The sequence below is a fragment of the Microbacterium cucumeris genome, from assembly GCF_058349845.2.
Genome location: NZ_JBYRIZ020000005.1, coordinates 64,373 through 77,031 on the forward strand (window position 1 = coordinate 64,373; position 12,659 = coordinate 77,031).

General features: G+C 69.1%; 11 protein-coding genes. 2 read left to right on the forward strand and 9 right to left on the reverse strand.

All coding sequences use genetic code 11. The annotated features are described in order from the left end of the window. Positions 1-9: 9 nt before the first annotated feature. Together AC3RXZ_RS13975 and AC3RXZ_RS13980 are read right to left on the reverse strand one after the other, a co-directional pair. A complete protein-coding gene (locus AC3RXZ_RS13975) occupies positions 10-846 on the reverse strand; it encodes an ABC transporter permease (protein ID WP_491494395.1) in 837 nt (278 codons plus the stop codon). 2 nt (positions 847-848) lie between these two features. Next, entirely contained in the window at positions 849-1,787 is a 939-nt protein-coding gene (locus AC3RXZ_RS13980; protein WP_491494396.1) for an ABC transporter ATP-binding protein, read from the reverse strand. A gap of 112 nt (positions 1,788-1,899) precedes the next feature. On the opposite strand from AC3RXZ_RS13980, the gene AC3RXZ_RS13985 reads away from it, so the two are divergent. After that, positions 1,900-3,303 carry an amidase gene (locus tag AC3RXZ_RS13985; RefSeq protein ID WP_491494397.1) on the forward strand — a complete coding sequence of 468 codons (1,404 nt, stop codon included), beginning with the start codon at positions 1,900-1,902 and terminating at the stop codon, positions 3,301-3,303. 13 nt (positions 3,304-3,316) lie between these two features. Here the strand turns inward: AC3RXZ_RS13985 and AC3RXZ_RS13990 are convergent, their stop codons facing one another. The 7 genes from AC3RXZ_RS13990 to AC3RXZ_RS14020 form a co-directional block, all read right to left on the reverse strand. Further along, positions 3,317-5,965: an exo-rhamnogalacturonan lyase family protein gene (locus AC3RXZ_RS13990; protein ID WP_491494398.1), complete on the reverse strand. Its 2,649-nt coding sequence runs from the start codon at positions 5,963-5,965 to the stop codon at positions 3,317-3,319. After that, positions 5,962-6,621 (reverse strand): DUF1961 family protein, encoded by a 660-nt coding sequence (locus AC3RXZ_RS13995; protein ID WP_491494399.1) that lies wholly within the window; start codon positions 6,619-6,621, stop codon positions 5,962-5,964. Before AC3RXZ_RS13995 ends, AC3RXZ_RS13990 begins: the two co-directional genes overlap by 4 nt. Further along, positions 6,618-7,499 (reverse strand): carbohydrate ABC transporter permease, encoded by an 882-nt coding sequence (locus AC3RXZ_RS14000; protein WP_491494400.1) that lies wholly within the window; start codon positions 7,497-7,499, stop codon positions 6,618-6,620. Before AC3RXZ_RS14000 ends, AC3RXZ_RS13995 begins: the two co-directional genes overlap by 4 nt. Then, entirely contained in the window at positions 7,499-8,470 is a 972-nt protein-coding gene (locus tag AC3RXZ_RS14005) for an ABC transporter permease (protein ID WP_243231837.1), read from the reverse strand. The genes AC3RXZ_RS14000 and AC3RXZ_RS14005 overlap by 1 nt, the downstream gene beginning before the upstream one ends. Before the next feature lie 53 nt (positions 8,471-8,523). Beyond that, complete coding sequence (locus AC3RXZ_RS14010) at positions 8,524-10,053, reverse strand: extracellular solute-binding protein (protein WP_243231836.1); 1,530 nt, start codon at positions 10,051-10,053, stop codon at positions 8,524-8,526. 29 nt (positions 10,054-10,082) lie between these two features. After that, positions 10,083-10,733 carry a YesL family protein gene (locus AC3RXZ_RS14015; protein ID WP_491494401.1) on the reverse strand — a complete coding sequence of 217 codons (651 nt, stop codon included), beginning with the start codon at positions 10,731-10,733 and terminating at the stop codon, positions 10,083-10,085. Positions 10,734-10,960: 227 nt separating this feature from the next. Beyond that, a complete protein-coding gene (locus tag AC3RXZ_RS14020) occupies positions 10,961-11,569 on the reverse strand; it encodes a hypothetical protein (protein WP_491494402.1) in 609 nt (202 codons plus the stop codon). A 105-nt stretch (positions 11,570-11,674) separates the two neighbouring features. On the opposite strand from AC3RXZ_RS14020, the gene AC3RXZ_RS14025 reads away from it, so the two are divergent. Continuing rightward, entirely contained in the window at positions 11,675-12,646 is a 972-nt protein-coding gene (locus AC3RXZ_RS14025) for a hypothetical protein (RefSeq protein WP_491494403.1), read from the forward strand. Positions 12,647-12,659: the final 13 nt, after the last annotated feature.

Below are 12,659 nucleotides of genomic sequence, written 5' to 3' on the forward strand. Positions count from 1 at the left end.
GTGCGCGGGTCACCCGTCACGCCGGATCCAGCGGAACGTGATCCGGCTGAGCACGAACCCCGCGACCAGCCACACGGCGAGCATGAGGGCGATCAGACCGAGCTCCCACGATCCGTTCACCTCGGCGGCCTGGAACGAGTCGGGGAGGAACACCGAGCGCATGCCCTGTGCGATCCACTTCACCGGCAGGACGCCGGCGGCGTTCTGCAGCCACTCCGGCAGCATCGAGAAGGCGATGTAGACACCGGAGATGAACTGGACCAGCAGCACGACAGGGATGACCACCGCGCCGGCGGTCTTGCCGGATCGCGGCACGGAGGACAACGCGATGCCGAGCAGGGTGCAGGTGATCAGGCCCAGCACGTAGATCCAGGCGAAGCGGAGCCAGGCCTCGGCATCCGTGGGGAGCTGTGCGCCGTACACGAGCGATGCGACCGCGATCAGCAGAGCGGTCTGCAGGACGCACGTGACGAACACCTCGCCGGCCTTGCCGATGAAGTAGGTCACGGGAGAGATCGGCGTGCCGCCCAGGCGCTTGAGGGTCCCGTCGGTCTTCTCGGTCGCGATCTCCAGCGCGGGGCCCTGGACGCCGGAGAGGAGGATGCCGCCGGCGATGAGCCCGGGCAGGTAATAGGTCGCCATGCTCACGGCATCCGGACCCTGACCGACGTCGCCGGTGAAGATCGTGGCGAAGACGACGTACATCAGGGACGGGAACAGGAAGGTGAAGAACACCTGGTCACCCGCCCGGAAGTACTGCCGCAGCTCGAAGCCGATGCGGCGCAGTCCCAGCCGGACGGTGCGGGTCGGGCCGAACGCGGTCGGCGCGGGGGCGATGGCGGTCATGTTCAGACCTCCTCAGAGACGGCGGTGAGCGACGGGTGCACGTGCGGATCCGCGGGGGAAGAGCCGGCGGCGGACGCCTCTTCTGAGGAGTCGTGTTCCTCGGTGTCACGGATCAGGCCGAGGTAGATGTCCTCGAGCGTGGGGCGGACGACCTCCAGTCCGGAGGGTTCGCCCCCGTCGCGGAACAGCGCGGCGACCAGCGCGCCGGGCTCGGAGGTGCGCCGCGCGTGTGCGAGGCCGGTGGTGTCGGTCCAGCGCACGACCGGGATCCGCGCTTCGGAACCGCCGATCTCGTCGATGGCGCCCAGTGCGGCGATGCGGCCGCCCGTGATGACGGCCGCGCGGTCGCCGAGCTGCGCCGCCTCGTCGAGGTAGTGGGTGGTGAGCAGGATGCTCGTGCCCTCCGCCTTGAGCGAGCGGATGAGCTCCCAGAACTGCCGCCGCGCCTCGGGGTCGAAGCCCGTGGTCGGCTCGTCGAGGAAGAGCAGCTCCGGTCGGCCGACGATGCCGAGTGCCACGTCGAGACGGCGCTTCTGGCCGCCCGACAGTCTGCTGACGCGCACCTTCTGCTTCGCCTCGAGGCCGACAGCGGCGATGACCTCGTCGACCGGGCGAGGATGCGGGTAGTAGCCGGCGAACTCGGTGAGCAGCTCGCTCACTGTGACGGTCCCGGCTTCCCCGCTCGTCTGCAGCACGATGCCCAGGCGCGCCTTCCAGTCCAGCCCGGCGCGCTGCGGATCCACGCCGAGCACCCGCACGTCCCCCGAGGTCCGGTTCCGGTAGCCCTCGAGGATCTCGATGGTCGTGGACTTTCCGGCGCCGTTCGGGCCGAGAAGGGCGAAGGTCTCGCCGCGCCGGATGTCGAACGAGATGCCGTCGACGGCGGTCATCGTGCCGTAGCTCTTGCGCAGTTCGCGCACCTGGATCACAGTGTCGTTCATGGTTCCAGCGTGACCGCAGAGCGGAGGCCGCGGAAGCCGTGGAGCGGCGGATTTCGGGGTCCACCGATCGGGGGATGCCCGGGACGCCCGACCGGTTACGTAGGCTCGTCCCATGCCCGAACTGCATGATCTCACCGCGATCGAACAGCTGGCGGCGCTGCGGGCGCGGGAGGTCTCCCCGGCCGAGCTCTCCGCGCACTACCTCGATCGCATCGCGCGGCTGGACGGCGACGTGGGCGCCTTCATGGAGGTCACTGCGGATGCCGCGCTCGCCCGTGCCCGGTCGATGACGGACCAGGAGCCGGACGGCGCGCTGTGGGGGCTGCCGTTTGCCGACAAGGACCTGGTCGCTCGCGCCGGTGTCGCGACGCGGTTCGGCTCACGGCTGCATGCGGACTTCGTCGCGGAGGAGACCGCCGATCAGGCCGCCGTGCTCGACGAGGCGGGCGGCATCAGCCTCGGCAAGACGAGCACTCCGGAGTTCGGGATGACGGGGTACACCGAGACCCGGATCGGGCCGCCGACCCGCGATCCGTGGAGCCCGGACAACGGCGCCGGGGGATCGAGCGGGGGAGCGGCGGCCGCGGTCGCCGCCGGGCTTCTGCCGCTGGCTCCCGGGTCGGACGCCGGCGGGTCGATCCGGATCCCGGCCGCGACGGTCGGCGTGGTCGGGATCAAGCCGTCCCGTGGACGCGTGCCGTTCGCATCAGGGCTCGACGTCCCCGGCGGTCTGGCGGTGGCGGGTCCGATCGCCCGCTCGGTGGCCGACGCCGCGCTGCTGCTGGACGTGCAGGTGGCCGGCCGTCCCTACGCGTACGCCACGGCGGCGCCGGGCACCGGACCGTTCCGGGATGCCACGGAGCATCTGGCCCAGCGCACACGGATCGGCGTCACGACGGTGTCGCCGTGGGACGAGGACGAGGACATCCGCCTGGATGCCGAAGCCGCGCGCGCGGTCGAGGTGGCCACCGGCCTGTTCGCGGAGGGCCACGACGTGGATGCGTTCGCGTGGCGGCCGCAGGGGTACGCGTCGATGTTCACGACGCTGTGGCGCACAAGCGCCGCCCGCATGGTGTTGACGGATGCCGATCTCGAACGCGTGGAGCCGATCACGGCGTGGCTGGCGCGCGAGGGGCGCCGGCTGTCCGGGCAGGAAGTGCTCGACGCGCTCGCCGCCGCGACGGTGTTCGAGCGAGAGACGATCACCGCCTTCGCGCCGTTCGACGCCGTGCTCACTCCCGCGCTCGCACTGCCCGCGCGTCCGGTGGGCTGGTTCGACGCCGAGGACGCGCAGGAGAACTTCGCGCAGCAGGTGCGCTACGCCCCGTACTCGAGCTTCGTCAACGTCGCAGGACTCCCCGCCGTCGTCGTTCCGGTGACGACCGACGCCTCCGGTCACCCCGTGTGCGTCCAGCTGATCGGCCGGCCCGGCGGCGAGTGGACCGTCATCGCGCTCGCCGCGGAGCTGGAGCGCCGGGCAGGGCGGATGCCGAAGCCGCCGATCTGGTCGCGCTGAACGGAGCGTCGGCTCAGCGGGGATCCGTGAACGTCTCGGGCAGTCGATCCCCGATCAGGGCGAGATTCTGGATCGCGGCCAGCCCGTACTGCGCGACGTCGTTCGTGCCGACGCTCGGTGCCTCGTCCACCGGATTGAGCACGGCGGGCCCTTCCACGCGGCGCAGGACGAAGTCGCGCCGGTGCACGAGCCATTCGCCGATGCCCTCGAACGCCGCCCATGCGGCATCCGCCAGCGCGGCGTCGCCGGTCTGCGCCGCCGCATAGGCGGTCAGCCTGCTGTGCGCCTGCTCGAGGTGGATGCCGCCGAGACGCTGTCCGACCGCGGCCTCCTGCTCCGCCGGTGAAGCCAGATAGAGGCGGCAGTACTGCAGCCAGGCATCCCGGAATCCGGAGACGTCGACGAGGTCGATGAGCTCGCTCGCCACCTCGACGAGCCCGAACACCGCACTCAGGTGCGATACGGAGATCCGGTCGCGAGTGGTGTCGAACCGGCCGGCCTCGATGTCGTACAGCGCCTCACCGGTCAGGAATCCCCGGGGGAGAGCGCCGATGTCCGCCATCGTCCCGAGCAGTCGATCGCGGGAGCGCTCGTTGCCGGTGCGCTCCCAGTCGGCGAGCCAGGTCGCCGCGAGGGCGCCCCAGTCGGTGCCGAGTCCGACGGCCAGCGCGGCCCGGTCGGGCCGGTAGGTCGCAGCATCCGGACGAACCTTGCGCGTCGGGTCGGTGTCCACGAACCGCTCGTCGCTGTCGCGCAGCTCGGTGAGCAGATCTCCCACCCGTTCATCGGCGGTGAGGTAGTGGAAGATCCGTCGGTAGATCGGGCTCGAGATGCGCAGCTGCTTCGCGCTGCAGCCCCAGTGCTGGACGTTGTGGCGCGACCCGAGCCCCTGCCAGCGGCCCAGGTGATAGACGTCGACCTCGCCGGTGTGGCGCGTCATCGCCTCGGCCAGGCGGAACACGTCAGCGCGTCCCGTGCGCAGGTAGGAGTACCAGAGCCAGAGGTCGGGGGACAGCTCGCTGTTGTCCCACGCGTAGCCGCCGACGTCGTAGCGCCATACGTGCCGGTCGAGGTCGTAGGCGTGCATGACGTCGCCGTAGTTCCAGAATCCGTACCAGCGGCGCTGATCGATCTGACCGAGGTAATAGTCCAGCAGGAAGTCGATGCTGTCCTCGATCTCGGCGCGCACCGGCGTCGAGCGGTCGACCGGAGCCCAGTCGCCGAAGACTCCAACGGCGTGCAGGTGCTCGGGCGTCGGCTGCAGCAGCGCCGGGCGCTGCATCGCCTCGACGGACGCGGCGACCTCGTCGACGGGCGGCGTCGCGTCGTAGGCGAACAGCGTCAGCTCGTGGGTCCGGGCCACGCCGTGCGCATCGCCGAACCCGGGTTCGTAGTCCTCGTAGGTGATCTCGAGGCCTTCCAGCTGACTGGTGAAGTCGTTCTGCCCGAGGCCGTCGTGATAGAACCGCACGTCCATGGGCTGCGCTTGGGGGGCGTACAGCCAGGCTGTCAGTTCGGCGCGGTCGCCCGCCGCGCCGCGCAGGTCGAGCTGGCCAGGGTGGGACTGCCAGAACGAGCGGATGCCGATGCCGAGGCCCCCGTCCGGATCGCTGATCGCGGCGTAGCCCTCCGCGCGCGTTCCCGCTCCGGCGTCGATCCAGGCGTGTCCGGCCGCCGTGCGCTTGCGGATGCTGAAACCGTCGGCGCTCAGCTGCGTGAGCGTGACGTCGTTCCACGCGGGGATGAGCGACAGGCGCTCGGAGACCTGAGGGTTCCAGGTCGCAGGATCGGGCGTCCGCGCTCCGCGGATCTGCGCCGCGCGGACCTCCGCGCCCGGATCGCGGCGCAGGCCCGTGAGGCCCCGCACCGCCTCGGTGAAGAAGCCGCCGTCTGCGCCGGCGAAGCGGATGTGGCGGTCGTGCGGCGCTGCCCGCAGCGGGACATCCGCACGGATGCCGAGACCGGCGAGGAAGTCGTGCTGGGCGTCGCCGTCCCAGATGACCGTGTGCACCAGGCGAACCTCGGCCGAGCCCGCGACGATCACGAATCGCACCGTGAACGGCAGCCACTCGCGGTCGCCGTTCTCATCGCGGTGCACGCCCTGCACGCGAACGACGGCGCGGATCGGACCGTCTTGCTCGACATCGACCGTCTGCACTCGCGAGCGGAAACGGCGGCGGCGCGGGGCGCCGCCGCCATCCTCGGGGACCTCGTCCTGCAGCAAGCTCACCAGCCGCAGGTCCTCCGCGACGGGCTGTCCGCCGCGCGAGATCCGCCGCGCGAGCACGTCCGCCGGCGATGCCGGGAACGCGATCTCGATCAGGTCACCGGAGACGACGAACTCGTCATCCTCGCGCCGCACGCGCACGGCTGCGTCGACGGCGGGCCCGGCGTCCTCGGCCGTGACGACCTCGAAGGCGCCGGGTCGTTCGAGAGCGCCGACGGCGCATCCCGCCCACTTCACGGACCCGTCCGGCCAGGTGGCGAGCGGCCAGAACTGGGCGGGGACGACGCCCGCATCGACCTCGCGCAACCGCAGGCGGGCGGGGTCGTCGACGGTTCCGCGTGGCAGCGGGACTCCCCACGTGGCTCCGGATCGGAGCCGGGCGGGCGGGGCGTCGTCGAGCCAACGGAGCGGGACGGTCACGGTCGATCCGGTCACAGCGAGTGAACCTCCAGGTTGCGGTAGCGGGCGACGAGCGGGGACATCTGGCGGAAGCCGATGCGCCCGGAGCGGATGCGCGGCCCGGTGGACTCGTCGTCCGTCCAGGCGAACAGCGCCAGGCCGTCGATCGAGAACGCGACGTGCGGCCCGTCCTTGACGACCTCGATGCGGTAGAACGCGTCGCGGGCGTCCACGACGGGCGGGAGCGGGTCGGCGCCTTGCGCGACGAGATGAAAGCCGGGAGATTTGCGCAGGTTGCAGGTGTGGAACGCGCGCTCGTCCTCCCATCGTCGGCGGAAGTACGACACGTGCAGGGTGCGGATGTCCCCGGAGTGGTACTGCGGGTACGCCCCGGTGCGCGGCGCCAGCCGTTCGTCGAGGATGCCGTCGGCATCCGGGTTCTGCTCGGCGTCCGCGGCGGCGCCGAAGAACAGCATCGCCAGTCCCGGCTCCCGGCGCGGCGAGAACTCCCAGGCGATCCGGATGCGGTCGCCGAACACTTCGGCACACCATAGCGTCCAGTGGTCGTCGAAGCCGCCGGAGCTGCTCAACTGCAGGCCGTCGCCCGTTGCCTGGGCGGAGACAGGTCCTTCGGCGACCCAGCCGTCCAGATCGGATGCCGAGGTCAGCGGATTGCGGTACAGCAGGCTCACCCCTTCACCGAGCCGATCAGCATGCCCTTGGCGAAGTGCTTCTGCAGGAACGGATAGAAGAGGATGATCGGCAGCGTCGCGACGATGATGACCGCGAACTTGATGCCCTGCGCCGGAGGCAACTGGGTCGGGTCCTGCTCGACCACGGACAGGTCGGTCGCCACCGTCACCTGGCGCAGGAACATCTGCAGCGTCCACATCGAGTTGTCGTTGAGGTACAGCAACGGCGACATGAAGTCGTTCCAGATCCCGACCGCGTAGAACAGCGCGAACGTCGCCAGGACGGGCTTGGACAGCGGCAGGATGATGCTCCACAGCGTCTGCATCTCGTTCGCGCCGTCGATCTTCGCGGACTCCTCGAGCTCTGCGGGCAGCTGCTGGAAGAAGTTCTTGATGATGATGAGGCTGAACGGGTTGATCGCCATGGGCAGGATCAGGGCCCAGTAGTTGTTCAGCAGGCCGAGGTCCTTGACCACGAGGAACGTGGGGATCATGCCGCCGCCGAAGACCATCGTGAAGACGATCAGAGACAGGATGATCCGGCCGCCGGGCAGGTTCGCCTTGCTGAGCGGGTAGGCCATGGATGCAGTCAGGGCGAGCTGCACGACTGTGCCGACCGCGGTCACCGCGATCGTCGTCAGCAACGCGCGGACGAAGGCAGGACTGGTGAAGATCGCCTCGTACGCCTCGAGCGAGAACGTCTCCGGCCAGAGGAAGAACGAGCGCGTCGCGAGTTCGGCCTCGGTCGCGAACGACCCGGCGAGCACGAAGACGAACGGGACGAGGGCGATGACCGCGACCGCGACCATGAGTGCGACGTTGAACACGTCGAACACGCGCCCCGTGGGGGTGTTGAACCGGTACTTCTCGCGAGCCATCAGAAGATCCCTGCCTGGTTGAAGCGCTTGGCGATCCAGTTGGCGCCGAAGATGAGGATGACGCCCACGACCGCCTTGAACAGTCCGACCGCGGTGCTGTAGCTGTAGGAGCCCTGCGTGATGCCCATGAAGTACACGTAGGTGTCGAAGACGTCGGCGACCGAGCGGTTGAGCGAGTTGGTCATGAGGTAGATCTGCTCGAAGCCGGTGTTGAGCACCTGGCCCATCTGCAGCACGAGCATGACGACGACGGTCGGCATGATCGACGGCAGCGTGATGTGCCAGACGCGCTGGAAGCGACCCGCCCCGTCGATGATGGCGGCCTCGTACTGTGCCTGGTCGACGCCGGCGAGAGCGGCGAGGAAGATGATGGTCCCCCAGCCGGTGTTCTTCCAGATGTCCTGCAGGACGATGATCGGCCGGAACCAGGCCGGGTCGGCGAGGAAGTTGACGTCCGTGCCGAGCAGGCCGTTGATGAGCTGGAACAGCGGGCCGACGTCGAGCGCGAACAGCAGGTAGGTCAGCGAGGCGACGACCGTCCAGGACAGGAAATGCGGGATGTAGATGAGCGTCTGCACGGTGCGCTTGAGGATCATCAGGCGCATCTCGTTGAGCAGCAGCGCCACGATGATCGTCAGCGGGAAGGCGATCACGAGGCTCAACAGGGCCAGGATCAGCGTGTTGGCGAGCAGCCGGGGGAAGTCGGGACTGGAGAAGAAGTCCTCGAAGTGCGCGAAGCCCACCCAGGGGCTGTCGGTGATGCCGAGGAAGGGCACGTAGTCCTTGAAGGCGATGATCGCGCCGTACATCGGCCAGTAGCGGAACAGGACGAAGTAGAGGATGCCGGGGACGAGCAGCAGGTAGAGCCACTTGAACTGCGTGAAGTGCACGCGGACGCCGCGGCGTCGCCTGGACGGCTTCTCGACGGTCAGCGTCTCGGTCGCCGTCACGGCGTTGTCGAGCATGGTCATGGGGAGGCCTCTCGGGAGGCCGGGGCGGCGCGGTGCCGCCCCGGCGGTCCGGATCAGGAGTCGGCGTCGGCCAGTTCGTTGATCTCGGCGATCACGTCGTCGCCGCCGCTCGAGCGCCACAGGTCGATGGCGTCCTGCAGCCCGTCGAGGTCGATCTGCCCGGCGATGTACTGGATGCGCGCATCCGCGACGATCGTGTCGAGCTGGGCGCCCTTGGACACGTAGGTCTTCGAGACGTAGGCGGCCGAGGGGTCGTAGACGGCGGACTCGAGGTCGGATGCCTCGATCTCCTTGCGCTTGTCGTACATCTGCTGCTCGTACTCGGACGCTTGCTTGGGCAGGTAGCCCTGGAATCCGGTCACGTTCGTGCCGAGCTGGGCGTAGGCGGCGGAGGTGTCCTTGTCGACCTGGGAGGCGCTGTCGATGCCGACCGCCAGGTCGCCGTCGAGCTCGTAGGTGACGCCCTCGATGCCGTTGTTCAGCAGCGGGCCGACCTCCTCCGAGTTCAGGTCGTTCAGAACCTCGAGCACGCCGCGCAGCTGCTCCTCTGTCCGCACCTGGGCCTTCGGGATGGCGAGGAAGCCGCTGTATCCCGCGGTCGGGAGGGCGTGCAGTTCGCCGTCGGGGCCGGTGAGGTTGCCGGTGACGTCGACGTAGTTCTGGAACCCGTCGGGGTCCTGCTCCTTGAGCAGGCTCATGAGCTGGCCGGCGCGGGAGTGCACGTCGATGATGATGCCGCCCTTGCCGGTGAGGAACGGCTCGTTCCACTTGGCGGAGTCGAAGGTCGCGTAGTCGGCGTTGACGACGCCCTCTTCGACGAGGGTGCGCTCGAACTGGACGGCCTCGAGCCATTCGTCGGTGGTGAAGTTCGGGACCAGCTCTCCGTCGCGCTCGGTCCAACGGTTGCCCGCGCCGTACCAGGTCTCGATGGCGTCCCACGGGCTGTTCGTGCCGATCGTGCCCGGCCACTTCGGGATGATGAGGCCGTAAGTGTCGTCTGCGCCGTTGCCGTCGGGGTCGTTCTCGGTGAAGGCCTTCGCGACCTCGTACAGCTCATCGGTGCTCGTGGGCATCTCGAGGCCGAGGTTCGCCAGCCAGTCCTTGCGGATGATGACGGCCTCGCGCATCACGTCGCGCGAGCGGAAGACGCCGTAGACCTTTCCGTTGATGCTGGAGGAGTGCTGCACCTGCGGGAATGTGGTCTTCAGGTTCTCGTAGTCGTCGAGGTAGTCGGTGAGATCCCAGAACGCCCCGGCCTCGGCGTTGCGGACGAACCCGGGGTCCTTGCCCTGGATGACCATGACCTGCGGCAGGTCGTCGCCGGCGAGGGTGATGTTGACCTTGTCGCCGTAGGACGAGTTCGGCACCCAGGTGATGTCGAGGTCGATGCCGATCTCGTCCTCGATGGCGGTCTCGAACTGATTGCCGTCCTCAGGCGCGTTGGTGGAGAGATACGGCGCCATGATGGTCAGGCTGTCCAGTTCCGCGGCCTCGCCGCCGCCGGAATCGGCCGAGCATCCGGACAGGGCGAGCGCGGCGACGGCGGCCACGCCGATGCCGGACGCGAGAGTGCGGTTCTTCATGAGGAACTCCTTCGTTCTGTGGGGTGGGATCAGAAAGCGGTGGCGGACTGCCGTTCGGCGAGGCGCCGGTCGTTGGCGGTGAAGAAGCCGATGCACAGCGCGGTGCTGAGCGTGAGCCAGGCACCGACCGGGAGGAACGGGATGACGCCGGGGAGGATGAGGCACGCCGTCACGACGACGACGGCGGCGAGCAGCAGCAGGAGGATGTGGGGAAGGCTCCGCATGGCCCAGCGGGCGGCGGTCGGGAGGTAGGCGCGCCACGGCAGGTCGTAATGCGCGAACAGCGGCACGGCCACGGCGGTCACGGCGAAGGACAGCACCAGGGCGACGCTGCTGGCGATGCCGAGCGGGGTGCCCAGGGCGTCGGCCGACAGTTGTCCGGTGACACTCACGGCGAGCAGGACGGTGGTGAGGAACCCGATGCCCAGGGCGCCGTTGGCGCGCCAGAATTCGCGGCGCCACGCATCGGCGTAGGTGCGCAGCGTCGGGAACCCGTCGCCGCGCAGGCGGCGGCGGGTCAGCTCGGCGGCGGCGGTGGAGGCGGGGGAGACTCCGAGAACGATGCCCCCCGCCAGCGTGAAGGTGAGCCAGAGCAGGTTGATCGTCGCGATCCACCACAGCCATTCGAAGGCGGCGTGTGCGCGCAGCGCCCAGCCCGGTGAGGCGGCGTTCGTCGACATGTGCTCTCCAACGTTGCAGGGCAGGGGTGACTGCTTCGGAATGCGTTTTCCGAAAGCGGCTCCGTGAACGCTAACGCCGGCGCACGGCGCACGTCAAGCCGAAACGGCCACCGTGATAAAAACGTTTCACACCGTTACGTGCGAGCGCGCGGATCTCCCAGGACCTGATCCCTCGATGTCCTGTGGTGACCTTTCGCTCCACCGGCGTCAGGTCGTCGTGCGGTGACTTACGGCCAGAAGGGCTGCGACCGCTCTGCGGCCGAGGCCAGCTCGGCGCCGTCGAGGATGGTGCGCTGCTCGGGGATTCCGAGCGCCGTCCACTGCAGGACGAACTCGATGGGGCCCGCAGGCGGTGACGGCCAGAGCCACAGGCTGTCGCTGCCCGCATAGAACCCGGAGCCCCCGCCCCCGCCACCGCCGCGCCGGGTCAGCACATGGCCCTGCGGCTCGGCGGTCGGGTCGTCGCCGCCGAAGTGCGGGAGGTTCTCGAGCACCTTCTCGCCGTCCCCGAGCACCAGTCCGACCTTCAGTCGGCTGTCGGTGTCGGTCGGTCCGCCCCAGGGGTGATGCTCCATGAAGGTCCCGCAGAGCTCCTGCCATTCACGGCTGGAGAGACCGCGTCGACGTAGCCGCCGCTCCAGCCGGAACTCGACGCCCTCGCGATACACCGCGACGCCGATCAGGGCGATCGCCACGTGCTCCGTGGAGGCCAGCAGCTCCGAGATCGGCGCCAGGGCGGGAAGCTCGTCCTCGGGAGCGCCCCACCAGCGCGGCATGTTGGTTTCCCCCTCGTCGTCGGGCTCAGGCATCTCGGGGTCCGGAGGGAAGAAGTTCATGCCGACAGCGGACCACACGCGCCATGCCTGGCACAAGCGGCGGTGCCGTGTGAGCATCGAGTCATGACGAATTCGGATGGCGACCCGGAGCTGAGCGGCGCGTCCGTGGATCGCGCGGCGCTCGCCGAGACCGGCGTGCCGATCGCCGAGCTCGCCGCGAACGCAGGATTCGACGTCGACTGGGCGTCCGTGCAGGATGGCCCGATCGACGGCTGGCGGATCCTCAGGCGTCACGCGGGCGGTCAACTCGTCATCGGCGCACCAGTCGACGTCGAACGAACGTCCTGGCGCGTTTCCTGGGTCCCGATGTCTGATCGGAATGCCGTGGTGCGGGTGCATCCGGAGGTGATGGCCCTCCGCCCCAGCAAGGCGGTGCGCCGCCGCGGTCTGGAGCTGCGCTGGCCGGCGTTCATGCGCGACGAGTCTGGCGAAGACGGCTTCGTGATCGACGTCGTGAACCGGGGTGATGACCGCTGGTCCTCCCATGGAGACACCTTCCATGTCGTCGGCGTGCTCACCGAAGTGGGGCGAACGGACTTCTCGTTCGGCTGGATGAGCATGCATAGGGAGCGGGCCGTGCCTCTCGAGCCCGGGGAATACGCTCGCGTGAATGTCGAGATCAATCCCGGCATCTGGGATCAGCTCGAGCCTGGACGCTACGATCTGCACGCCGTGCTGGTCAGCCTGAACCTGCGCGGCACAGAGCCCCTCCTGGTCGATCTGTCCGCGGACGTGATCGACTCTCACCGCCGACGGCACCACAGGTCGAGGCAGAGACCTGAAGATCATCGGCGCATGGTCCTTGACGAGATCCGCAATGCCGAAGCGAGAGTGGCCGCCGGAGCCTCTTTGGATCGCGTGGTCGACGCCGTCCGGGTCGCGGACTCGGACGAGGCGGCCATCACGGGCATCAGCACCGTATTGGAAGTCGACGCGGCTGTCGCGCAGAGCGTCTATCACTCGCCCTTGCAGCTGCTCCGGCCGTCGAACGCTGCACGAGCGCTCGACGGGGCCGAGTCGAGGCTGAGGGACCTCGACGAGTCAGCCGCTCGGGCGGGTGCGGTGGCCGGCGCTTGACGGCTTCGGCGGC